Origin of the sequence: Actinomadura sp. NEAU-AAG7, from assembly GCF_018603865.1 — a bacterium.
In the GTDB taxonomy this organism is placed as follows: Bacteria; Actinomycetota; Actinomycetes; order Streptosporangiales; family Streptosporangiaceae; genus Spirillospora; species Spirillospora litoris.
In genome coordinates, this window is the sequence record NZ_JAHFZY010000007.1 from 597996 (window position 1) to 618698 (window position 20703).

22 protein-coding genes are annotated in these 20703 nt (G+C 73.4%); 9 read left to right on the forward strand and 13 right to left on the reverse strand.

Features of this window, described 5'->3' with window-relative positions; all coding sequences use genetic code 11:
- Positions 1-158 precede the first annotated feature (158 nt).
- Positions 159-710, forward strand: a complete 552-nt coding sequence (locus KLI87_RS32150) for a carboxymuconolactone decarboxylase family protein (RefSeq protein WP_214620033.1) — start codon at positions 159-161, stop codon at positions 708-710.
- A 90-nt stretch (positions 711-800) separates the two neighbouring features.
- On the opposite strand, the gene KLI87_RS32155 is transcribed toward KLI87_RS32150, so the two are convergent.
- The 7 genes from KLI87_RS32155 to KLI87_RS32185 form a co-directional block, all read right to left on the reverse strand.
- The gene (locus tag KLI87_RS32155; RefSeq protein WP_156222584.1) at positions 801-1967 is read right to left on the reverse strand and encodes an NAD(P)/FAD-dependent oxidoreductase; all 1167 of its coding nucleotides are present in this window, start codon (positions 1965-1967) and stop codon (positions 801-803) included.
- Between the two features lie 11 nt (positions 1968-1978).
- Positions 1979-2332 carry a DsrE/DsrF/TusD sulfur relay family protein gene (locus tag KLI87_RS32160; RefSeq protein ID WP_156222582.1) on the reverse strand — a complete coding sequence of 118 codons (354 nt, stop codon included), beginning with the start codon at positions 2330-2332 and terminating at the stop codon, positions 1979-1981.
- Positions 2329-3048, reverse strand: a complete 720-nt coding sequence (locus KLI87_RS32165; protein WP_214620034.1) for a hypothetical protein — start codon at positions 3046-3048, stop codon at positions 2329-2331. Before KLI87_RS32165 ends, KLI87_RS32160 begins: the two co-directional genes overlap by 4 nt.
- Positions 3049-3101: 53 nt before the next feature.
- On the reverse strand, positions 3102-3545 hold the full coding sequence (locus tag KLI87_RS32170) for a hypothetical protein (RefSeq protein WP_156222578.1): 444 nt from the start codon (positions 3543-3545) through the stop codon (positions 3102-3104).
- A gap of 81 nt (positions 3546-3626) precedes the next feature.
- Positions 3627-4292 (reverse strand): class I SAM-dependent methyltransferase, encoded by a 666-nt coding sequence (locus KLI87_RS32175; protein ID WP_214620035.1) that lies wholly within the window; start codon positions 4290-4292, stop codon positions 3627-3629.
- Positions 4293-4307: 15 nt separating this feature from the next.
- Positions 4308-5549, reverse strand: a complete 1242-nt coding sequence (locus KLI87_RS32180; RefSeq protein WP_250904435.1) for a MalY/PatB family protein — start codon at positions 5547-5549, stop codon at positions 4308-4310.
- Between the two features lie 94 nt (positions 5550-5643).
- A complete protein-coding gene (locus KLI87_RS32185; RefSeq protein WP_214620036.1) occupies positions 5644-6924 on the reverse strand; it encodes an AarF/ABC1/UbiB kinase family protein in 1281 nt (426 codons plus the stop codon).
- A gap of 152 nt (positions 6925-7076) precedes the next feature.
- On the opposite strand from KLI87_RS32185, the gene KLI87_RS32190 reads away from it, so the two are divergent.
- Positions 7077-8135, forward strand: coding sequence for an alpha/beta hydrolase-fold protein (locus KLI87_RS32190; protein WP_214620037.1), 1059 nt, complete (start codon positions 7077-7079; stop codon positions 8133-8135).
- Between the two features lie 243 nt (positions 8136-8378).
- Complete coding sequence (locus KLI87_RS32195; RefSeq protein WP_156222568.1) at positions 8379-9431, forward strand: ParB/RepB/Spo0J family partition protein; 1053 nt, start codon at positions 8379-8381, stop codon at positions 9429-9431.
- On the opposite strand, the gene KLI87_RS32200 is transcribed toward KLI87_RS32195, so the two are convergent.
- The gene (locus KLI87_RS32200; RefSeq protein WP_156222566.1) at positions 9406-9972 is read right to left on the reverse strand and encodes a hypothetical protein; all 567 of its coding nucleotides are present in this window, start codon (positions 9970-9972) and stop codon (positions 9406-9408) included. The genes KLI87_RS32195 and KLI87_RS32200 overlap by 26 nt on opposite strands.
- Before the next feature lie 403 nt (positions 9973-10375).
- Positions 10376-11134, reverse strand: coding sequence for an IclR family transcriptional regulator (locus KLI87_RS32205; RefSeq protein ID WP_214620038.1), 759 nt, complete (start codon positions 11132-11134; stop codon positions 10376-10378).
- A 139-nt stretch (positions 11135-11273) separates the two neighbouring features.
- Here KLI87_RS32205 and KLI87_RS32210 point away from each other — a divergent pair, with 139 nt between their 5' ends.
- Together KLI87_RS32210 and dmpG are read left to right on the forward strand one after the other, a co-directional pair.
- Positions 11274-12173 carry an acetaldehyde dehydrogenase (acetylating) gene (locus KLI87_RS32210; RefSeq protein ID WP_374225492.1) on the forward strand — a complete coding sequence of 300 codons (900 nt, stop codon included), beginning with the start codon at positions 11274-11276 and terminating at the stop codon, positions 12171-12173.
- A complete protein-coding gene (gene dmpG, locus KLI87_RS32215) occupies positions 12170-13201 on the forward strand; it encodes a 4-hydroxy-2-oxovalerate aldolase (protein WP_214620039.1) in 1032 nt (343 codons plus the stop codon). The genes KLI87_RS32210 and dmpG overlap by 4 nt, the downstream gene beginning before the upstream one ends.
- A gap of 25 nt (positions 13202-13226) precedes the next feature.
- On the opposite strand, the gene KLI87_RS32220 is transcribed toward dmpG, so the two are convergent.
- The 3 genes from KLI87_RS32220 to KLI87_RS32230 are packed head-to-tail and all read right to left on the reverse strand — an operon-like array spanning position 13227 to position 17177.
- The gene (locus tag KLI87_RS32220; protein WP_214620040.1) at positions 13227-14834 is read right to left on the reverse strand and encodes a phospholipase C; all 1608 of its coding nucleotides are present in this window, start codon (positions 14832-14834) and stop codon (positions 13227-13229) included.
- A gap of 28 nt (positions 14835-14862) precedes the next feature.
- Positions 14863-16050, reverse strand: a complete 1188-nt coding sequence (locus KLI87_RS32225; RefSeq protein ID WP_214620041.1) for a Dyp-type peroxidase — start codon at positions 16048-16050, stop codon at positions 14863-14865.
- Positions 16047-17177, reverse strand: a complete 1131-nt coding sequence (locus KLI87_RS32230) for an EfeM/EfeO family lipoprotein (RefSeq protein WP_214620042.1) — start codon at positions 17175-17177, stop codon at positions 16047-16049. Before KLI87_RS32230 ends, KLI87_RS32225 begins: the two co-directional genes overlap by 4 nt.
- 104 nt (positions 17178-17281) lie before the next feature.
- Between KLI87_RS32230 and KLI87_RS32235 the strand changes: the two genes are divergently transcribed.
- From KLI87_RS32235 to KLI87_RS32250, 4 genes are all read left to right on the forward strand, one after another.
- Entirely contained in the window at positions 17282-18025 is a 744-nt protein-coding gene (locus KLI87_RS32235) for a dienelactone hydrolase family protein (protein ID WP_156222556.1), read from the forward strand.
- 19 nt (positions 18026-18044) lie between these two features.
- The gene (locus tag KLI87_RS32240) at positions 18045-18335 is read left to right on the forward strand and encodes a DUF6295 family protein (RefSeq protein ID WP_156222554.1); all 291 of its coding nucleotides are present in this window, start codon (positions 18045-18047) and stop codon (positions 18333-18335) included.
- 64 nt (positions 18336-18399) lie between these two features.
- Positions 18400-19017, forward strand: coding sequence for a CBS domain-containing protein (locus KLI87_RS32245; RefSeq protein WP_156222552.1), 618 nt, complete (start codon positions 18400-18402; stop codon positions 19015-19017).
- Positions 19018-19165: 148 nt separating this feature from the next.
- Positions 19166-19993, forward strand: coding sequence for an aldo/keto reductase (locus tag KLI87_RS32250; RefSeq protein ID WP_214620043.1), 828 nt, complete (start codon positions 19166-19168; stop codon positions 19991-19993).
- Positions 19994-20047: 54 nt separating this feature from the next.
- Here KLI87_RS32250 and KLI87_RS32255 read toward each other — a convergent pair whose 3' ends face one another.
- Entirely contained in the window at positions 20048-20530 is a 483-nt protein-coding gene (locus KLI87_RS32255; protein ID WP_214620044.1) for a VOC family protein, read from the reverse strand.
- Between the last annotated feature and the right edge of the window lie 173 nt (positions 20531-20703).

The window sequence follows — 20703 nt, forward strand, 5'->3', positions numbered from 1 at the left end:
TCTCAGCGGGAAATGGACGGGATGACGTGCTCGCGGGCGCGCCGAACACGTTCATCTACGGGTTCCACCGCCCGAGTGTAATTCTTGACTATCGTTTTCTAAAGCAGTGTTCTGGTGGGACGTCCGAGCGTGCGGACGCCACCCGTAAGGAGACGCCAATGCCGCACATCACGATGCCCCCCGAGCTCATGCCCGGTACCCCCGGCCTCATGCGGTACCGCCCCGAGACCGGCCGACCGCTCAGCCAGCTCGCCGAGGTGCTGCTGCGCGGGGAGCACTCGCTCAGCCGCGCCGACCGCGAGCTGATCGCCGCGCACGTCTCGGCGCTGAACGACTGCCGGTTCTGCCTGCACACGCACGGCGAGGTGAGCGCGCAGCAGCACGCGGAGGGCCGGACGCTCGTGGACAAGGTGCTGGCCGACCCCGCGAGCGCGCCGATCTCCCCGAAGCTGAAGGCGCTGCTCGCGATCGCGGGGGCGGTCAGCGGCAGCGGGCACGACGTGACCGAGGAGATGGTCGAGGCCGCGCGCGACGCCGGGGCGACCGACACCGAACTGCACGACGCCGTCCTGATCGCCGCCGCCTTCTGCATGTACAACCGGTACTGCGACGGGCTGGCCGCGGTGGTCCCCGAGGACCCGGCGGCCTACGTCCCGATGGCGGCGATGATCATCCGTGAGGGGTACAGCACCTGCGCCACGGGCCACTAGGGCGGGGCGGAGCGCGAACGGTCGTCGCGGCCACCGGACATCAGATCCGGTGGCCGCGACGACCGTTTCCGTGTGTGCAGGGCGGGAGGGTCAGCGCGTCCAGCGGCGGAGCCAGTCGGTCTCCTGGGCGCACTTCTCCTCGTGGAACGCGGCGGACGGCTCGGCGAGCGTGACCTTCGGCCCGGACTCGTCGAGAAAGTCCCCCTCGCCCTTGGCGGCGCGGTGGCCGCCGAGTTCGATGTAGCAGGAGCCACGCCCGTCGAACCAGGGGCGCGGCGCGCGGCGTCCGAGGTGGCGGGCGACGCCGTTCGCGACTACCTCGGCCTGCCCCTCGGCGAACACCGCCGCCTTCGGCAGCGGCTTCCCGTTCGGCAGCGTCAGCACGGTGACGTCGCCGAGCGCCCACACCCCCTCGGCGCCGGTCTCCATCGTGCGGGCCCGCACCGGGATCCAGCCGCCGTCGCCGAGCCCCAGATCCGCGACCACCCGGGGCGGACGGTGCCGGGGCACCACCGCGAGGACGTTGTAGGGCTCGGTGCCGCCGTCGGCGAAGACCGCCTCGCGGCGGCCGGGATCGACCGAGACGAGCGCGCGGTTCGGATGGAAGCCGATCTCGTGCTGTTTGAGCATGCCGACCAGCGCCTCCCCGACCGCCGGGCCCGCGACCGCCATCGGCATCGGGTCCGGGGTGAAGGCGTCGAACCGGACGGGATGGGACCGGCCGTCGGCCCGCACCAGGTCGGCCGCCAGCAGCGCCGCCTCGAACGGGGCCGCCGGGCACTTGAACGGCACGCCCGCGACGGCGAACACGACCCGGCCCCCGGCGAGCGGCCGGAGGCGCCGGCGCAGCGCGTCCGCGCCGTCCAGCGTGTAGAACTCGTGGGCGCGGCCGTCCGCGAGCGCCTCCGCGAGTCCGGGGGTGGCGGCCGGATCGAGTTCGGCGCCGAGCGCGACGACCAGCGCGTCGTAGGCGAGGGTGCCCGCGCTGGTGCGCACGGTCCGTCCCGCCGGGTCGATGGCGAGGATCTCCGCGCGCATCAACTCGACCCCGGGCACGCGCGAGGGGGCGATCGCGACCCGCACGTCCCCGGGACTGCGCCAGCCCCGCAGCACCCACAGCAGCGACAGCCCGAGCACGCTCCCGAAACTCCGGTCGACGACGACGATCCGGTCGCCGTCGGACAGCAACCGGCGCAGGTGCCGCGCGGTCATGAGGCCGCCGACGCCCGCGCCGAGCACGGCCACTGTACGAGCCATCAGGCACCCCCTCAGATGTTGATCGCCTTGTCGGCCCATTCCGTCCACGCGGCGAGTTCCTTCATGGACGACCGGTGGCATCCCTTCACAAGCCGTTTCTCGTCGATTCCCCGGGCGTCCAGGCACGTTCCGCACGAGCCGACCGACGCGCCGTGCTCCACCAGGCCCTGCACCATTCTGCCGACGTTGTAGAAGCCGTTCGGGGTGCTCTGCCCGTCCTGGACGGAGGCCACGGCGTCGCCGAACAGGAACACCCTGACCTCGTTGGACGCGCCGGTCGTCATCATCTGCGCGGCCCAGCGCAACCCGTTGTAGGTGCGCTCGGTCCCGTAGGGCGGATCGTGCAGGACGAAAAGGATTCTCATGACGGTCTCCTAGTCGGTGCCAACAACTCTTCAATGCGGTCGCGCAGAATTTCCGGTTCACCGTCGAAGACGGCGGGGGGCACCGCGACGGCCGGTCCGGTGCGGGTGAACCGCGTCTCGTGGCCGGTCCGGGGGCGGGTGACGCGAATGCGCGAGGGCAGCGTCTCCTGCCCGTCCCGCCCCCATTCGGCGACCTCCCAGCGCCGCGTCTCCTGGCCGTCGCGGTAGAGGACGCGGCGCGCCACCGCCGACCGCTCGGGGTCGATGTCCTCGCGGACGCGCAGGACCGGGGCGCGGTCGTAGCGGTAGCCGCGCGTGGACGGGCCCTCGGGCGGCTCGGGGCGGAGGCCGGGATGCGGCCACGCCATGAGGTCCACGTAGCCGACGTCGGTCAGCGGCAGGCAGTCGAACAGCAGCGCCTCGGCGACCGTGACGGGCCGCGCCATCGTCGGCAGGTAGGTGCGCACCTCGCAGGCGCCGGCGGCGCGGTCCTCCCGGATCCGGATGTAGGTGCCCGCCAGGACCTCGGGTTCCAGGACGAACAGCATGGTCAGCGCCCGGGACGGGTCGTCCGCGCCGAAGCGGCGGGCCAGCAGGTAGCGCATGGGATTGCGGCCGATCGACGCCTCCACCGCGAAGGCGTAGGACGCGAGCCGGTCCGCCCACAGGTTCGGGCGGACCGGCGGGGATGCCCGTCCCCGCGTCGGTTCGCTCATGTTCCAGCCCTTCCGTGCGGCGCCGGGCCGGGTCGCGCCCGGCCCGGCCCGGGTCAGCCGGCCAGCGACGCCATCAGCGCGTCGAGCCGGTCGATGATGTGCGCGAGGTCGATCCCCCGCTCCCGCATCCGCGTCTCGGCGATCGTGCGGCCGCCCAACTCGATCGCCAGCACCTCGACGAGCCGGTCGATGTTGTTGTGCGCGTTGCTGACCGGGAAGTGCGCCAGCGGCACGGCGTGGCCGGGGTCGGCCTCCGGGCCGCCGCTCTCCATCCGCCCGTCGGAGCCGGACGCCTCCCGCCACGCCCGCTCGACCGCGCGGTCGTAGTCGCGGAACGCGCCGAAGTAGTGCTCGCGCCAGCGTTCGCGCAGCTCGTCGGCCGAGATCCGGCGCTCCAGGAAGTCCACCGCGGCGGGCACCACCGCCGCGCGGTAGGCGGCCAGCAGCGGGCGGACGTCGGGGTTCGAGGACGCGCGCACGGCGCCGTCGGAGGTCATGGTGTACTCCGATCATCAAAAGATTACTTGAAGAAGGTATAGCTGAAGCGCGAAGGCGAGAAGCGCTCACCGGCGGGCCGGTCAGCGCCGCGCGGAGAAGGCCAGATAGGCGCCCTGGCGATCCAGCGCCGGCTCGGTGAAGCCGGCGACGGCCAGCCAGCGGCGGACGTCGTCGGCCCGCATCGGCCGGCCGAACTCCTCGCTGCGCCGGAAGTGCGCGATGACCAGGCGCGACAGCGCGTGGCCGTCGTTCACCACCGCCGTCCCCCGCAGTTCCCCGCCCGGCCGGAGGACGCGCGCCATCTCCCGGAGCGCGGCGGCCGGGTCGGTGAAGCAGTGCAGGCCGTGGAAGGAGACGCACAGGTCGAACGCGCCGTCCTCGAACGGCATGTCCACGACGCCGGTCTCGACGTACTCGATGTCTTTCAAGCCGCGCCGCGCGGCCTCGGCGCGGGCGCGGTCCAGCATGAAGGGCGAGGCGTCGGCGGCGACGTAGCGGACCGGGACCCCCGGATCGAGCCCCCGGAAGGCGACGCCGCCGCCGCACGGGACGTCCAGGACGCTCGACCCGGCCGGGACGGCCGCGAGCGCCGCGATCCCGTCGTGGAAGGACCGCACGTCCGATCCCCAGACCACCCGGCTGAGCAGCCGGTACAGGCGTTCGTGCCGGATCGTCAGCGCGTAGGCGCGGGTGCTCGCCCGGCCGGTGCTCCATCTGCGGACGACGCGGTCGGCGGTCGGGCTCATGGGACCACCACCCCCTCAGCGGACCGGGGTGAGGGAGTCGGCCATCCGGTGCAGCATCTCGGTCAGGACGGTCCGGGACGTGGCGAAGTTCAGCCGGGTGAACCCGCGCCCCTCGGCCCCGAACGCCCTCCCGGGGATCAGCTCCACGCGGGCCTTCTCGCGGAAGTGCTGGGCGGGCTCGGCGGCCAGGCCCAGCTCGCGGCAGTCCAGCCAGGCGAGGTAGGCCGACTCAGGCGGGTCGTATCCGATCGCGGGGGCGTGCTCGGCGAGGGTCGCGGCGACCAGGTCGCGGTTGGCGCGCAGGTGGTCCGTCAGCGCGGCGAGCCACGCGTCGCCCTCGCTCCAGGCCGCCTTCGTCGCCTCGACGCCGAGGACGTTGACGGGCCCGAAGTAGTCCGGCGGATAGGAGTCGAAAGCCTCGCGCACCATTTCGGGGGCGAGGTGCATCACCGCGCACCGCAGCCCGGCGAAATTGAACGCCTTCGTCGCCGAGTTCACGGTGATGGTCCGTTCGGCGATCTCCGCGCCGAGGGACGCCATCGGGATATGGCGGTGCGGGGCGTGGCAGAGGTCGGACATGATCTCGTCGGCGATGACGAGAAGGTCGTGGCGCACCGCGATACCGGCGAGCGACTCAAGCTCCGCGCGGGTCAGCACCCGCCCCGTCGGATTGTGCGGGTTGACGAGCAGCAGGACCCGGCATTCCGATTCGCGCACATCCCGTTCCAAGCGTTCTGCGTCGAAACTCCAGGCGCCGCCATCGCGTTCGAAGGGGCACGCGACCACGCGGCGGTCCATCATCTCGATGGTCTTCAGGAACGGCGGATAGCTCGGCGTCTGCACCGCGACGGCGTCCCCGGGGCGGGTCGCCAGCCGCAGCAGCACCTGGAGCGCCTGGAGCAGGTCGCTCACGTTGCGGACCCACTCGGGGCGGGGCCGCCAGCCGTGCCGGGCGTCCATGCGGTCGGCGAACGGCCCGGCCAGCGGGTTGGCGCCCGTCCAGGTCGACCAGGCCGGATAGCCGAGGTCGCCGCGCCGGACCGCGGCGTCCAGCGCCTCGCGGACGGCGGGCGCCACCGGGTAGTCCATGTCGGCGAGCGAGGCGGGCAGCGCGCCGGGTCCGCAGCCGTGCCATTTCTCGCCCCGCTTGGCGCGCAGCCAGGAAAGGTCGAGGTCGTCGAAACCGAAATCGCGGGCGGGGAATTGCCGCGCGGCTCCCCGCCCGCCGCTCTCGGCGATGTCGCAATCACTGGTCATTACGGTTCATCTCCCTGCGCTTCGGCGGGCCTGCGATGCAGGGCAATGATTGGTCCGGCCGGCGCGGGCGCGCAAGCGTTCGCGGGCGCGGGGGTCAGGGGCCCTCGGGTTCGGTGAGAAGGCTCCGCATGACGAAGGGCGCGGCCTCCATCTGAAAGTCCATCAGCGGGTAATGCTCCTTGACGAGCCCGTCGAGGCTGAGCAGGCACAGCATGGGAAAGACGAACTCGGGCTCGGCGTACAGGCCGTGCCTGCGCTGGAGGTTGAAAAGCTCGGCGCAGAAGGCCGGCAGGTTGAAATCGCGGACGGCGGCGCCCGCGTTGCGCCGGACGAGCGCGGCGACCTCCCGCCGGAACGCGGCGTCGTCCCGCCCGCCGGCGGCGCCGCGGACGGTGGAGCGGAGGATGTCGGCGCAGGACTCCCCGTCCCCGCGGATCATGCCGCCGAAGAAGGCGGTGAACCTGCGGCGCGCGAGGTCGCCGAGGCGGAACGCGAAACCGGCGTCGAGCAGCACGACCCTGCCGTCGGGCAGGAAGTAGGTGTTGCCCTGGTGCAGGTCGACGTGCACGAATCCCTCGACGAACAGCAGGTGGTACACCGCGCGCACGAGCGCGGCGACCTCCGCCTCCCGCGCCGGGGCCGCGACGCCCTCGATCGAGGCGTGGCCGAGCCCCTCGACGTACTCCATCGCGATCACCCCGTCCCCGCACAGCTCCGGCACGACGGCGGGGACGACGAGGTCGGGGAAGCCCGCGAGGTGCTCGCGCATCCGCGCGAGGTTCGCGGCCTCGGCGGCGAAGTCGAGCTGGGCGGCCAGGCAGCGCCCGAGCCGGCCGGTGATCTCGGTGAGCGGCACCCGGCGCAGGCCGGGGAGCCGCTCCGCCAGCGCCGCGAACCCGTTCATGACCGCCAGGTCCGCCGCCATCACCCGGCCGACGTCCGGGCGGCGGACCTTCAGGGCGAGGAGGCGGCCGCCCGTCCTGACCCGGTACACCGAGGCGATCGAGCCGCTGGCGACCGGCGGGCCGGTGATCGCCGCGGCGAGGCCGTCCGGCGGACGGGGGAACGCGCGCCGGACCGCGAGCCGCGCCTGCGCGGGAGGCATCGGCGGCAGGCCGTCGTGCAGGCGGCCGAGCGCGCCGGCCACGACCGGGCCGACGAGGTCGGGCCGCGTCCCGGCGAGCTGCCCGACCTTGACGAACGCGCCGCCGAGCCGTTCGGCGAGCCGCGCCAGCTCCGCCGCCGCCCGTTCGGCGCGCGCGCCGCGCGGCGACGCCGCCGCGAGGACGCCCGCGCGCACGCCCGCCAGGACGGCGGCCCCGGTGATCCGGGCCACCCGGAGGGCGAGGGCTCCCGGTCTGATCGGCTCGCTCATGTCCGCATTCGCTCCCGCCTGGCGCCGCGCACCGGAATTGGGTCTACTGATGGCTGTTTCGGCATCCGCGATCGGGCGTTAGTCAAAACGCCCGCGCAGGAAACAGTCAAGCCGACGGGACTCACCCCGGTGACGATTCAACTGGAGGAACGATGCTGCCCTGGCTCGGTGAGCTTTCCGGCCGCCTGGACGACCACGAGATCCATAGCGAACTGCTTCGCGGGAATCCTCTCGGCGACCCGCACAAGCGCCCGCTGTGGGTCTACGTGCCGCCCGGGTACGACGATTCCCCGGCACGGTATCCGACCATCTACGTATTGCAGGGCTATTTCGGGCGACTGGAGATGTGGCTCAACAGGATGCCGTTCCAGCGGCCCTTCATCGAGGCCGCCGACGCGCTGTTCGCGGGCGGCGAGGCCGAACCCGCGCTCCTCGTCTTCGTGGACGCCTGGACGACCTACGGCGGCAGCCAGTTCCTGGACTCGCCGGGCACCGGGCGGTACCACTCCTATCTGTGCGACGAGATCGTGCCCTTCGTGGACCGGCATTACCGGACGCTGCCCGAACGGGATCACCGCGGCATCGTCGGGAAGTCCAGCGGCGGCTACGGGGCGATGGTCACGCCGATGCTGCGGCCCGACCTGTTCGGCGCCCTCGCCACCCACGCGGGGGACGCCCTTTTCGAGTACACCTGTTTCTCGAAGTTCCCGCTGTGCGTCCGCCATCTGCGCGCCTACGGCGGCGACATCCTCCGCTGGTGGGAGGACTTCAGGTCCCGAAGCCCGCAACTCCGGCCCGAGGACGTCTCGCTGCACATCATGCTGGGCATGGCCGCCTGCCTCTCCCCCGGCGGCGACGGGGTGCCCGAACTGCCCTTCAACCCGGTGAGCGGGAGGCTCCGGCCCGCGGTCTGGCGCCGCTGGCTGGCCCTGGACCCCGTCCGGATGGTGGCCCGGCACGCCGCCGCACTGCGCTCGGCACGCGGCGTCTGGATCGACGGCGGAACCGCCGACGAGCAATTCCTGGATGTCGGCGCCCAGGCTTTCAGGCACGCCCTGGCCGAGGCGGGCGTGCCCTCCGAAATCATTCATTTCGAGCTTTTCCCGGGTGGGCACAACGGCATCGAACGCCGTTATCCCCTTTCCCTGGCATGGCTCACTGAGCGGCTCGCCGCGCCCTCCCACGCCAGCAATACCGAGCAGAATCCCTGACGACCTAATACGCTCGGCGCCGGGCTGTCAAGTCCTCTTGTGCATGGCTTGTGCTCAGACATTCTTTTACGCTCACCGAGATAGATATCAATACTCCATGGAGTAGCGATGGGAACCGGCGACAGCACGTACCGTGGTCGGGTCGTCGCGCATCGTCGCCGCCTCCCGCCGGGCCGTGGATCGGGGGCGCCGACGCGAGGACAGCGGCCGTATCGGCGTCCATGAGATGAAAAGAGATACGAGATGGAACGGGATGCGCACAATCCTCAACCTCGTCTCGGTCAGCAGGCCGGGACCGCGCCCGCGCCGGGCCGGCAGGTGCACAACGCCTCCATCGTCTCCATCAATTCGCTGCTGCCCGCCGATTCACCCCGGCTCGGCGGAATGGACGAGGAGCATGTTCGCCGGCTCGCCGAAATGGAGACCACCCTCCCGCCGATCCTGGTGCACCGTAGCACCATGCGGGTCATCGACGGGATGCACCGGCTGCGGGCGGCGATGCTGACCGGAAGAAAGGAGATTCAGGTCGTCTTCTTCGACGGCACCGAGGACGAGGGCTTCATCCAGGCGGTGAAGGCCAACATCGTGCACGGCCTTCCGCTGACGCTCGCCGACCGGCGGGGCGCGGCGGCCCGAATCCTCGCCACGCACCCCCAGCTTTCCGACCGCGCCATCGGCTCCTACACCGGACTCGCGCACAAGACGGTGAGTTCCATGCGAAATCGCTCAAGTGGGGAAAACTTCCAGTCGAGCACGCGGGTGGGCGTCGACGGGCGCATGCGCCCTTTGAGCAGCCAGGAAGGGAGGCGCCGCGCGGCGGAGATCATTGCCGAGCGGCCCAGTGCCTCGCTTCGGGAGATCGCGGCCAACGCCGGGATCTCCGTGGGAACGGCGCACGACGTCCGGCAGCGCGTGCGGCGCGGAGAAAGCCCGGAGAGCTCCCGGGTGCGGCTGCGGGTGGAACAGCGGCTCGGGCCCGACGAGCCGGCGGATCGAACCGAGGAACAACAGGCGGGCACAAAGGGAAAGGCCCCCGATATCGACGCGCGCTCCATATTGCACAGCCTCCTCCGGGATCCGGCTCTCAAACAGACCGACGCGGGCCGCGCGCTGCTGCGCTGGCTCCACTCCCACCTCATCAGCCAGGGCGACTGGGACCAGCTCGTGGACGCCGTCCCCGCCTACCGCCTCCAGTCCCTCGCCACGCTGGCCCGCCAGTGCGGCAGCCTGTGGTACCAGTTCGCGCACGAGTTGGAGAGCCGCGACCGCGTCATCGACCTCGCTCCCCCGTCGTGACCGCGCCGGGCCCGGCTGCGGGCGCTCCGCTGAGCGCCCCGGTGAGCGCCGCGCCCAGCCGGCCGGGCTCGAAGTCGCCCTCGGGGACCGGCACCGGCTCCCCGGCGCGGACGAGCCGCGTCCACGGGCCGTCCCGCCCGCGCGCGGCCCTGACCTGCCTGGGCAGGCCGGCCAGTCCCGGCCCACCGGGCTCCAGGACCTCCCAGCGCCGGACCACCTCGCGGCGGCGGGCGACGACCCGGGCGAGCACCGACCCGTCGGGGCCGACGGCCTCGGTGACGGTGAGGCCGGGCGTGGAGGGCGGGCCGTGGAGGCGGCGCGGCCGGGCCTGCGGCCAGCGGCTCCACGACAGGTCGGCCGCCGCGCCGTCCGCCGGGGTGAGGCCAGGGTAGGGCCAGGCCATGATGTCCAGGTAGCCCACGTCGGTGAGCGGCAGGCGGTCGAAGACGTACCGCTCCCCCAAACGCACGGGCCGCCGCATCGTCGGCACGAACGTGTGGACCTCGCACCAGCCCTCGGAACGGTCCTCCTCGATCCGCACATGCGTGCCCGCGAGATTCTCGGGGGCTTCGACAAAAAGCCCGGTGACCGCATGCGCGCCCTTTATTCGACGCCCTATCAGATAACGCGCGGCACCCTTTTCGGAGGGCGATTCGATGGCGAATCCGAAGGAGGTGAGACGTCCGGCGTCCATATTCACCACCGCCGGGATCGGACAGTTTTTCACCCCGTGGACCCCGTTCCCTGGCATCGCGGACGGAGCGGGCTCCGCGCTGTTCGTGGCGAGGGCGAGCGAACTCGACATACATATTTAAACCATCAGCTCAGCCCATGGTCAACCCCTCAGGCCGGCCGCCGCCCTGGGACCGGTATAAACGTCCCATCAGCCGGGTAATTAAACCCGATCTGATCATTGACTTCGCGGGAAAGGACGGGGGCGGCGGCTAGGCGGACGGGTCGCGCGCCTTCTCGCGAAGCGTCCGCGACAGCGTGAGCGCCGCCGTGTGGACGGCGGGTGCCACGGCGGCGAGCCGCATCCGGGTCGGGCGGCCCGACACCGACAGCGCGCCGAGGGCCTCCCCGTCCGGGCCGAGGACGGGGCTCGCCGCGCAGACGATGCCGCTGCCCGACTCCTCGCGGTCGTAGGCGACGCCCTCCTCGCGGATCCGGGCCAGCTCGCGGGCCAGCAGCCCCGGCGCCGGGACGCCCCGCCCGCTCGCCCTGACCGGCCCCGCCGCGAGCACCGAGCGCACGACCTCCGGCGGGGAGAACGCGAGGATCGCCTTGCCGACGCCCGTCACGTGAGCGGGCAGCCGCCCGCCGACCTGCGAGGGCAGCGGCGGCCCGCCCGGCGAGCCGAGGATCTCGACGTAGACGACCTCGGCGCCCTCCAGCACCGCCAGGTGGACGGTCTGCCGCGTCGCCTCCCGCAGGTCCGACATCAGCGGGACCGCCGCGTCCCGCAGCACCCGCTGCCGGGGCACCCGCTGGCCGATCTCGAACAGCGCCAGCCCGAGCCGCACCCGCGTGCCCTGCCGCTCCAGCAGCCCCGCCTCGACCAGGTCGAGCGCGATCCGGTGCGCCGTCGAGCGCGGCAGCCCGCTGCGCCGGGCCAACTCGGCCGCGCCGAGGCCGTCGTCGTCCGCGCGGAAGGCGGACAGCACCGCGACGGCGCGGCGGAGAAAGGTGTCCTCGGACGGCATTCCCCCACTGTAGGAGACGTGTCCCACGTGACGGGACGCGTTCGTTGCCGCCCCTCCGCCGCCGGGGCCAGGCTCGGTCACGACGAGGCGCCCGCCGGGTCCGGACCGGTCCGGCCCCGGCCCGCCTCACCAAGGAGGGATCATGAGCAGGCTGACGGCGGCGATCGTCGGGCCCGGCAACATCGGCACCGACCTGCTGGTCAAGCTGCTGCGCAGCGACCTGGTCGAGGTCCACTCGATGGTCGGGGTGGACCCGGCGTCCGACGGGCTCGCGCGGGCCCGCGCGCTGGGCGTGCCCGCCTCGGCCGAGGGCGTCGACTGGCTGCTGGCGCAGGCCGCCCCGCCCGACCTGGTCTTCGAGGCCACGTCCGCGAAGGCCCACCTCGCCAACGCCCCGCGCTACGCGGCCGCCGGGATCACCGCGATCGACCTGACCCCGGCCGCGGCCGGGCCGTTCGTGTGCCCGCCGGTCAACCTGGACACGCTGGCCGACGCCGCGAACCTCAACATGATCACGTGCGGCGGGCAGGCGACGGTCCCGATCGTGCACGCGGTGTCCTCGGTGGTCCCGGTGCCCTACGCGGAGATCGTCGCCTCCATCGCGTCCCGGTCGGCGGGGCCCGGCACCCGCGCGAACATCGACGAGTTCACCCAGACCACGGCCCGCGCGATCGAGCGCGTCGGCGGCGCCGCGCGGGGCAAGGCCATCATCATCCTGAACCCCGTCTCGCCACCGATGATCATGCGGGACACGGTGTTCTGCGCCATCCCCGCCGACGCCGACACCGACGCGATCGCCGCGTCGGTGGAGAAGATGGTGGCCGAGGTCGCGGCCTACGTGCCCGGCTACACGTTGCGCGCCGAGCCGCAGTTCGACGGGCCCCGCGACATCTGGAACGGCATGGCCAGGGTCGCGGTGTTCCTGGAGGTGCGGGGCAACGGCGACCACCTGCCCGAGTGGGCGGGCAACCTCGACATCATGACGGCGGCGGCCGCCCGGGTGGGCGAGCAGCTCGCGCGCGGAAAGGCGGCGGCGTGAACGGGCCGGCGGACAAGATCAGGATCACGGACTCGACGCTGCGGGACGGCAGCCACGCGATGGCGCACCGCTTCACCGAGGAGCAGGTCCGCGGCGTCGTGCACGCCCTGGACCGCGCGGGCGTGGAGGTCATCGAGGTCACCCACGGCGACGGGCTGGGCGGCTCGTCCTTCAACTACGGCTTCTCGCTGGAGGACGACATCAAGCTCGTCGCCGCCGCCGTCGACGAGGCCGCCGCCGCGAAGATCGCCGTCCTGCTGCTGCCCGGCCTCGGGACGGTCGAGGACCTGCGCAGGGCGCACGGCGCCGGGGCGTCGGTCGCCCGGATCGCCACCCACTGCACCGAGGCGGACGTGTCGCTCCAGCACTTCGCCGCCGCCCGCGACCTCGGCATGGAGACCGTCGGCTTCCTGATGCTCTCGCACCGGATCGGCCCGGACGAGCTGGCGGCGCAGGCGCGGATCATGGTGGACGGCGGCGCCCAGTGCGTCTACGTCGTGGACTCGGCCGGAGCGCTCGTCCTCGGCGAGGCGCAGGAGCGGGTCGGCGCGCTGGTGCGGGAGATCGGGCACGAGGCGCAGGTCGGCTTCCACGGCCACCAGAACCTCTCGCTCGGCGTCGCCAACTCCGTCCTCGCGCAGCAGAACGGCGCCCGGCAGATCGACGGGGCGCTGTGCGCGCTCGGCGCGGGCGCGGGCAACTCCCCCACCGAGGTGCTGGTCGCGACGTTCGAGCGGCTCGGCGTCCCGACCGGGGTGGACGTGCAGGGCGCGCTGGCCGCCGCCGACGACGTCGTCAAGCCGTTCCTGGAGCGGCTCCCGTTCGCCGACCGGGGCGCGATCACCCAGGGCTACGCGGGCGTGTACTCCAGCTTCCTGCTGCACGCCGAGCGCGCCGCCGAACGCTACGGCGTCCCGGCGCACGAGATCCTCCAACGGGTCGGCGAGGCCGGATACGTCGGCGGCCAGGAGGACATGATCATCGACGTCGCGCTCGGGCTCGCCGCCGAGCGCGAGCGCGCGTCCTGACCGCGGCGCGGGGAGGAAGGCGGGGTCAGCGGGCGGGCGCGCCGGTCGCCGGGTCGAGGAGCAGCCGGCCGGCGCGCGGGCGGCGGAAGTCGAACAGGCCGTCCAGCGTGCCCGCCCGCGCGTCGAACGAGGCGCCGCCGACGCGTCCGAGACCCCAGTTGTCCTCGATGAACCGCAGCACGGAGGTCTGCTCGGTGGGTCGGTGGTCGACGTGGTTCACCCGCGCGTACGGGGACACGACCAGCAGCGGCAGCCGCTGGCTCGGGCCGCAGCGGTCCTGGAGACCGCCCGCGGGGGGCGGGCCGCCGACGCAGTGCGGGGAGTCGACCGCCGCGTCCGCCGAGCCGTTGCGGATCGTCGGCGCGCGGTGGTCGTACCAGCCGTCGGAGTCGTCGTAGGCGAGGACGATCGCGGTGGAGCGCCACTCCGGCGACCGCTGGACGCTGTTGACGGACGCCGCGACGAACCGCTGCTCGTCCAGCGGGTCGGAGTATCCGGCGTGCCCGTCCTGGTGGGCGGGCGCCTTGAGGAAGCTGACGGCGGGCAGGTGCCCGGTCTTCAGCGCGGTGGCGAAGTCGGCCAGGTCGTACTGGTGGTTGGCGCGGTCGGTGCGCCCGATCGCGGCGGGCGAGGACGGCGGCAGGTGCTTCTCGTTCGCGGTCGACCTGTAGTACTGGAACGGCTCGTGGTGCGGGATGTAGTCGACGACCGGGTTGCCGCCGATGTTCTCGTGCGTCGCGCCGCACACCGCGTAGCCGTTCGCCTCGCCGGTCGGGCGGAACCCGCCCTGGAACCAGCCCCAGGTGATGTTCTTGGCGTTCAGCAGGTCGCCGATGTTGCGGCCGGTCATCACCGCCAGGTTGTTCTTCGCGGTGTGGTTCTTGGCGGAGCAGTCGTCGAAGGCGGGCTGCGGGTCGTTGATGACCGTGCCGACGCCGTCGGCGTCCGGGGACTGGACGACCGACGCGTCCGTCACCTTCCTGTGCGTGACCGGGTCCATCGCGTAGGCGCCGTGGGTCTGCCCGGAGGCCAGGTTGAGCGCGCCGGGCGTGGACGGCCCGAAGATGGTGTCCCAGGAGTTGTCGCTCATCGCGTAGTGCTGCGCGTAGTTCCACATCGCGGTGACGGTGTTGCCGTCGTAGTAGTCCATGACGAGGCCGGGCGCGCCGAACAGGATCGGCTGCCCGCCGCATTTCTCCCGCTCGGTGTGTTCCACGAACCTGTCCATGCGCCCGCCGTTGACGGCCTTCTGCTCGGCGGCGTAGGAGTGGTCCTGGTCGCAGGTGAGCGCCTGCTCGTGGGTGAGGCGGCGCGGGTTGTAGCGGTTGGGGTTGTGCTTGAGCAGCCGCTCCGTCAGCCCGTCGGCGCGAGGGGTGCGCCCGGCCGGGGTGAACCGCGTCCCGTCGGTGTTCGCCGCCTTGGGATAGGTGCCGAAGTAGTGGTCGTAGGAGATGTTCTCGCCGAAGATGACGACCACGTGCTCGATCGGCGTCCGGGTGCGGTGGAAGGCGCTGGACGGGCCGAGCGTCTCCGGCCGGCCGCCGCCGCCCGATCCGCAGCCGGACGCGGCCGCGAGCGTTCCGGCCGCCGCGAGGGCGAGGGCCGCCCGCCGACTCCTGGTTCCCGGGCCCATCGCCGCCTCCTCGCGCTCCGCGCCCACTCTAGGTGATCAGCCCGCGACCGAGGAAGTCCGCCGCGTCCCGGACCCCGGGCAGGACGAGGAAGTAGCCGCCGCCGAACGGGCTGACGTAGTCGGTCAGCGGCTCGCCCGCCAGCCGCCGCTGGACGGCCTCGAACTGGGCCCGCAGGTCGCGCTGGTAGCTGGTGAAGATCATGCCCATGTCCAGCTCGCCCGCGCCGTCCATGCCCCGGTCGTAGTTGAAGGCGCGGCGCAGGATCCGGCGCCCGGACGCCTGCGCGGTGCGCGGGTTCGCGCGCCTGATGTGGCTGGTCAGCGGGATGACCGCGCCGGCCGGGTCCTCGGCGTAGCGGGGTTCGTCGCGCTCGTGGACGCCGTCGAGCGGCGCGCCGGTGTCGCGGCGGCGGCCGAACATCCGCTCCTGCTCGGGCAGCCCGACCCGGTCCCAGAACTCCACCAGCATCCGGATCAGCCGGATCGCGGCATAGGTGCCGCCCGCCGCGGGGTCGCGTCCGCCGATCCACACGAGCCGGTCCATCTCGCGCGGGTCGGACGGGTCGGGGTTGGCGGTGCCGTCCTTGAAGCCCAGCAGGTTGCGGGGCGCGCCGTCCGGCCTCGGCGGGGCGCTGAACCCGCCGATCCGCCACCGGGGCTGCGCCGCGCCGCGCGTGTGCCGGGTGATGTCGCGCAGCGCGTGCAGGACGGTGTCCTCGTCGGGCGCCGACAGCTGGACGCTGAGGTCGCCGTGGCACCAGGCGGGGTCGAGGTCGTCGTCGGGGAACACCGGCATGCGGACGAGGCCGGGCGGCCTGCGCGCGGCCGGACCGAACCGGCCGTCGAACAGCGACGCGCCCACGCCGACCGTCACCAGCAGCCCGCCGCCCGGCACGTCCGGGCCGAGCACGCCGGAGTCGGCGGGCGGCCCGGCGATGCCCGGCTCGTCGGGCGCGCCGCCGGAGGTCAGGGCGCGGGCGCGCCCGGTCAGCGCGCGCATCAGGTCGGTCAGCTCGCGGCGGTCGCCCGCGATGACGTCGAACGCCGCGACGGCCGTCCGCCGCGCGGGCTCCTCCAGGACGCCCGCCTGGTGCTCGCCGTGGAAGCCCCGCGCGGGCCGGGCCGCGGAGCCGGCCGGCACCGGCTCGCAGAGGCCCGCCGCGCCGGTGGCACCGGCCGCCAGCGCGCCGCGCAGGAACGCGCGCCTGCCCGTCACCGGGTCCGCCTCGGCTGCGCGATGGTCGCCACGGACGCGAGCAGCTCGACGAGCCGCCCGACCGTCCCGTTCAGCCGCCCGCGCTCCTCGCGCGCCAGCGCGCCGAGCGAGGAGCGGCCCCTGAGCAGCGCGTCCAGGCGGTCCATCCAGGCGTCCACCTCGGCGAGGGCGGGGAACCTCGGCCGCAGGACGGGCCGGAGCACGCCGACCACCTCGCGGGTGCCCTCCAGGTGCGCCGCGACCGTCCGCAGGGCGGTGCCGCTGCCCTGGTCGGCGGCGCCGGTCAGCTCGACGCGCAGCGTGTCCTCCAGGATCTCGTGCGCGCGCAGCGGCAGGTCGGCGGGGTCGACGCGCTCGTCGCGGAAGGCCGCGCGCAGGGCTCGCACGTCGCGTGCCAGCCGGTCGGCGACCGGCGCGAGGCCGGCCATCGGCTCGCCGCGCCACAGCCCGCGCTCCAGCCGGTGGAACCCGGTGAACCCCGGGTCGCCCGCACCGCCGGGCAGCCCGGCCGGGAGGCCGTCCACGGCGTCCGCGAGGTCGCCGAAGGCTCCGTAGGCCGCGCCGAGGCGCGCGTAGGCGAGGTGCGCGGGCGTCCACGCGGCGCGCGCGGCGGCCCGGTCGCGGCGGTGGACGGCGTCGCGGAGCCGCTCCGTCCGGGACGCGAGGCGGCCGAGCCCGCCCGTGACGTAGGCGCGGTAGGAACGCGCCGGGCCGTACAGGTCGCTCTCCCCGACCGGGACGACCGCCGGTCCGCCGCGTCCGGGCCCGACGACCCGGACCACGGGGCCCGCGACCGGGTCCACGGCGTCCTCGACGGCGCAGCGGAACCGGTACGCGCCCGCGCCGAGCCTGACCCGCACCGGCCGGACGGTCCCCGGCGCCAGCCCCTCGATCTCCGCGTGGACGGCGCCGGTCGCGGCGTCGACCAGCGTGACCTCGGCGACGGCGGCGCCGCTGTTGCCGACCAGCAGCGTCCGCCGCCCGGCGCGCCCGGCCGTCCACCCCGCGCCGCACCGCCCGGCCGCCGCGTCGATCACCGGCCGCTGCGGCGGCGCGCCGCCGGGCACGACGTCACCGGACGCGGCGAGCAGCACCACCGCGCCCACGACGATCGACGACACCCGCATGACGCCGACACTCTAGGACGCCCGGCCCCTCACGGCACGCGTAGCGTGTCGTCCTGGTGACGGAACACCACCCGGATGCGAGTGGAACGGAGGCGCGGCCCGCCATGGACGACGCGATGCACGCGGGAACGACGACGATCAGCGGGCACGGGGGCGCCGAGGTCGAGGCGTACCTCGCCCGGCCGGTGGGCGGCGCCCCGCGCGGCGGCGTGGTGGTGATCCACCACCTGCCCGGCTACGACGCGGCGAGCAAGGAGATCGTCCGCACGTTCGCCGCGCACGGTCACGCGGCGATCTGCCCCAACCTGTTCTCCCGCGAGGGGGCCGGGGTCGGCCCCGACGACCAGGCCGCCGCCGCCCGCGCCAAGGGCGGCGTCCCCGACGAGCAGCTCGTCGGCGACGTGGCCGCCGCGGCGGCCCACCTGAACTCCCTCGACCACGCCAACGGGAAGGTCGGCGTCATCGGCTTCTGCTCGGGCGGGCGGCAGAGCTTCCTGGCCGCCTGCTCGCTCGACCTCGACGCCGCCGTCGACTGCTACGGCGCGTTCGTCGTCGAGGCGCCGCCCGCCGACGCCCCGCTCAAGGTCGCGCCGCTGCTCTCGCGCGCCCCCGACCTGTCGTGCCCGCTGCTCGGCCTGTTCGGCGCCGAGGACCGCTTCCCCGCCCCGGACGAGGTCGCCGCGCTGGACGCCGAGCTGACCCGGCTGGGCAAGGAGCACGAGTTCCACTCCTACCCGGGCGCCGGGCACGCGTTCTTCGCCGTGGACCGCCCGTCCTACCGTCCCGAGGCCGCCGTGGACGGCTGGAAGAAGATCCTCGCGTTCTACGGCCGCCACCTGTCCGCCTGACGTCCCCCCGGAGGCTCTCATGTGCACCTACGCCACCCACAAGGTCGAGCTGGACGGCGCCGCCAAGGGCGCGTCCGGCTGGTTCACCCTCACCGACGGCGCCGTCTACGTCGACCACCCGCAGCACGCCGCGCGGGAGCACACGCTCAACATCGACTTCACCAACCCGGCGGACGGCCCGTCCGCGCGGGCGGCGGTCGAGCTGACCGAGGAGGCGGCGCTCGCGCTGGTCGAGGCGATCCAGAAGGCGCTCGCGTCCGCGCCGCCCGGACTGGCCGCACGCGGAGGCGAACCGGCCGAGCGCGGCTGACCCGGGACGCATACGACGGTCCGCGCGTGGGGAGAGGGTGGGGAGGCGAGCAAAGGAGAACGCCATGCTGGTCCGTGAGGCGATGACGTCGCCCGTCGTGACGATCCCGCCGTCGGCGACCGTGCGGCAGGCCATCCGCGTCCTGGACGAGCACGAGATCACCGCGCTGCCCGTCGTGGACGGCGGGCGGCTGGTCGGCATCGTCAGCGAGATGGACCTGCTGCTCGGCGAGTTCGAGGCCGACCCGCGCGCGTTCGCCCGCCCCCGCACCGCCCCGTCCGGGAGCGCCGGTCCCGGGACGCCGTCGCCGCGCCACGTCGGCGACGTCATGACCCGCGAGGTGGAGACGGCGCGCCCCGGCACCGACGTCGCGGAGCTGGCCGAGCTGATGATGCGGACGCGGATCAGGTGCGTCCCCGTCCTGGACGGCCCCGCCATCGTCGGCGTCCTCAGCCGCCGCGACCTCGTCTCGGTGCTGGCGCGGGGCGACGCCCGCATCCGCGACGACGTGCTCGCCGCGATCGCCGAACTCGGCCCCGGCGCCCCCTTCGACGTCTCCGTGGACGGCGGCGCGGTGGAGCTGCGCGGCGCGGCCGGCGAGCCCGCCCGCCGCATCGCCGAGGTGCTCGCGCGCACCGTCCCGGGCGTGCGCCAGGTGTCGATCCGCCCGGTGCGCCCCTGAGGGCCTTGCGAAGTGTGGTGAGCGGCACTCCGCGGGCTTGATCTGAACCGCGCTTGAGGTTCTAGCGTTCTGATCCATGACATCCGATGACACGACGACGCGTCGGGCCGTGGACCGGGACGCTTTCGGGCGCCAGGGATTCGGCGCCATGAGGTTGGGTCGCGGAAACGCCGGCGACGCCGATCGCGACCCGGTGGCGGTCGTCCACGCCGCCCTGGACGCCGGGATCACGATGGTGGACACGGCCGACGCCTACCGGAACGAGGACCTGGTCGGCCGGACGATCAGGGGGCGGCGGGACGAGGTGCTGCTGGCCTCCAAGTTCGGGCTGGTGTGGCGGGACCGGGTCGCGGGCGGCTTCGACGTGCGGGCCGATCCGTCCTATGTACGGCAGGCGTGCGAGGCGAGCCTGCGACGGCTCGGCGTCGACGTCATCGACCTGTACTACCTGCACCATCGCAGCGGGGAGACGCCCATCGAGGAGACCGTCGGAGCGATGGCCGGGCTGGTCGCCCAGGGAAAGGTGCGCGCCCTCGGCCTGTCCAACGTCACGGCGGAGGACCTGCGCCGCGCGCACGCCGTCCACCCGATCGCCGCGCTACAGGAGCAGTGGTCGCTGGTCGAGCGCGACATCGAGCGGGAACTGCTGCCCGTGGCGGCCGAGCTGGGGACGGTCGTCGTGGCGCATTCCCCGACCGGCCACGGCCTCCTGCATCAGGCTCCGGCCGCGGCCGACGAACGGGGAGCAAGCGACCTGCGCGCCGCCCTGGACGAGATCGGCGGCGTCCACGGCACCGGGCCCGGGCAGGTCGCACTGGCCTGGGCGCATCACCGGCAAGAGGTCCATGGCGTGCCGGTGGTCCCGCTCCCGGGGACCACCAGCGTCCGGCATCTGCGCTCCAACATCGCCGCCGCCGACCTGGGACTGGCCGAAGACGAACTGCTCCGGCTCGATTCCCTCGGGGCGGCACGCTGACCGGCCCGCCGAAGGCGCGGGCGAGTGCCATCGGCCGGGCCCCGGAACATACCCCTAGGCGCCGTCGAACGCCTTTTTGACCGCGGCGATGTCGATCTTCTGCATGCTCAGCATCGCCCGCATGGCGCGCGCGGAGCGCTCCTGGTCGGCGTCGCCGATCATCTCGACCAGCCCGTCCGGGACGACCTGCCACGACACGCCGTACTTGTCCTTCAGCCAGCCGCACTCGGACTCGGCTCCGCCGCCCTCGATGAGGCGGTCCCAGTAGTAGTCGACCTCGTCCTGGTCGGCGCAGTGGATCTGGAACGAGATGGCCTCGTCGAAGGTGAACTGCGGGCCGCCGTTCAGCCCGACGAACCGCTGCCCGTTCAGCTCGAACTCGACGGTCAGCACCTCCCCGGCGGGGCCGGGGCCGGCCGGGCCGGTGCGGACGACCTTCCCGAGCGCGGCGTCCTTGAAGATCGAGACATAGTGGTGCGCGGCCTCCTCGGCCTTGCCGTCGAACCACAGGCAGGTGGTGAATCCCTTGCCGGACATCGGTACCTCCCGGTCGTTGGAGCCTTCACCGATACCGACCGGAGTCGTTCCCGAAACTCATCGCGGCACGCGAAATCCGTTGCCGGGCGATTTTCTACACTAAATCGGTAGGAATAGTTGCTTTACGGTCGCTCCGCGTGTTCTGATACCGGCATGCACTCCCGGCTCCTCGT

What these genes read in the sequence shown, in the direction of transcription:
- KLI87_RS32150 (WP_214620033.1), top strand. Translation starts at nt 159, where the DNA reads ATGCCGCACATCACGATGCCCCCCGAGCTCATGCCCGGTACCCCCGGC.
- KLI87_RS32155 (WP_156222584.1), bottom strand. Translation starts at nt 1,967, where the DNA reads ATGGCTCGTACAGTGGCCGTGCTCGGCGCGGGCGTCGGCGGCCTCATG.
- KLI87_RS32160 (WP_156222582.1), bottom strand. Translation starts at nt 2,332, where the DNA reads ATGAGAATCCTTTTCGTCCTGCACGATCCGCCCTACGGGACCGAGCGC.
- KLI87_RS32165 (WP_214620034.1), bottom strand. Translation starts at nt 3,048, where the DNA reads ATGAGCGAACCGACGCGGGGACGGGCATCCCCGCCGGTCCGCCCGAAC.
- KLI87_RS32170 (WP_156222578.1), bottom strand. Translation starts at nt 3,545, where the DNA reads ATGACCTCCGACGGCGCCGTGCGCGCGTCCTCGAACCCCGACGTCCGC.
- KLI87_RS32175 (WP_214620035.1), bottom strand. Translation starts at nt 4,292, where the DNA reads ATGAGCCCGACCGCCGACCGCGTCGTCCGCAGATGGAGCACCGGCCGG.
- KLI87_RS32180 (WP_250904435.1), bottom strand. Translation starts at nt 5,549, where the DNA reads ATGACCAGTGATTGCGACATCGCCGAGAGCGGCGGGCGGGGAGCCGCG.
- KLI87_RS32185 (WP_214620036.1), bottom strand. Translation starts at nt 6,924, where the DNA reads ATGAGCGAGCCGATCAGACCGGGAGCCCTCGCCCTCCGGGTGGCCCGG.
- KLI87_RS32190 (WP_214620037.1), top strand. Translation starts at nt 7,077, where the DNA reads ATGCTGCCCTGGCTCGGTGAGCTTTCCGGCCGCCTGGACGACCACGAG.
- KLI87_RS32195 (WP_156222568.1), top strand. Translation starts at nt 8,379, where the DNA reads ATGGAACGGGATGCGCACAATCCTCAACCTCGTCTCGGTCAGCAGGCC.
- KLI87_RS32205 (WP_214620038.1), bottom strand. Translation starts at nt 11,134, where the DNA reads ATGCCGTCCGAGGACACCTTTCTCCGCCGCGCCGTCGCGGTGCTGTCC.
- KLI87_RS32220 (WP_214620040.1), bottom strand. Translation starts at nt 14,834, where the DNA reads ATGGGCCCGGGAACCAGGAGTCGGCGGGCGGCCCTCGCCCTCGCGGCG.
- KLI87_RS32230 (WP_214620042.1), bottom strand. Translation starts at nt 17,177, where the DNA reads ATGCGGGTGTCGTCGATCGTCGTGGGCGCGGTGGTGCTGCTCGCCGCG.
- KLI87_RS32235 (WP_156222556.1), top strand. Translation starts at nt 17,282, where the DNA reads ATGGACGACGCGATGCACGCGGGAACGACGACGATCAGCGGGCACGGG.
- KLI87_RS32240 (WP_156222554.1), top strand. Translation starts at nt 18,045, where the DNA reads ATGTGCACCTACGCCACCCACAAGGTCGAGCTGGACGGCGCCGCCAAG.
- KLI87_RS32245 (WP_156222552.1), top strand. Translation starts at nt 18,400, where the DNA reads ATGCTGGTCCGTGAGGCGATGACGTCGCCCGTCGTGACGATCCCGCCG.
- KLI87_RS32250 (WP_214620043.1), top strand. Translation starts at nt 19,166, where the DNA reads ATGAGGTTGGGTCGCGGAAACGCCGGCGACGCCGATCGCGACCCGGTG.
- KLI87_RS32255 (WP_214620044.1), bottom strand. Translation starts at nt 20,530, where the DNA reads ATGTCCGGCAAGGGATTCACCACCTGCCTGTGGTTCGACGGCAAGGCC.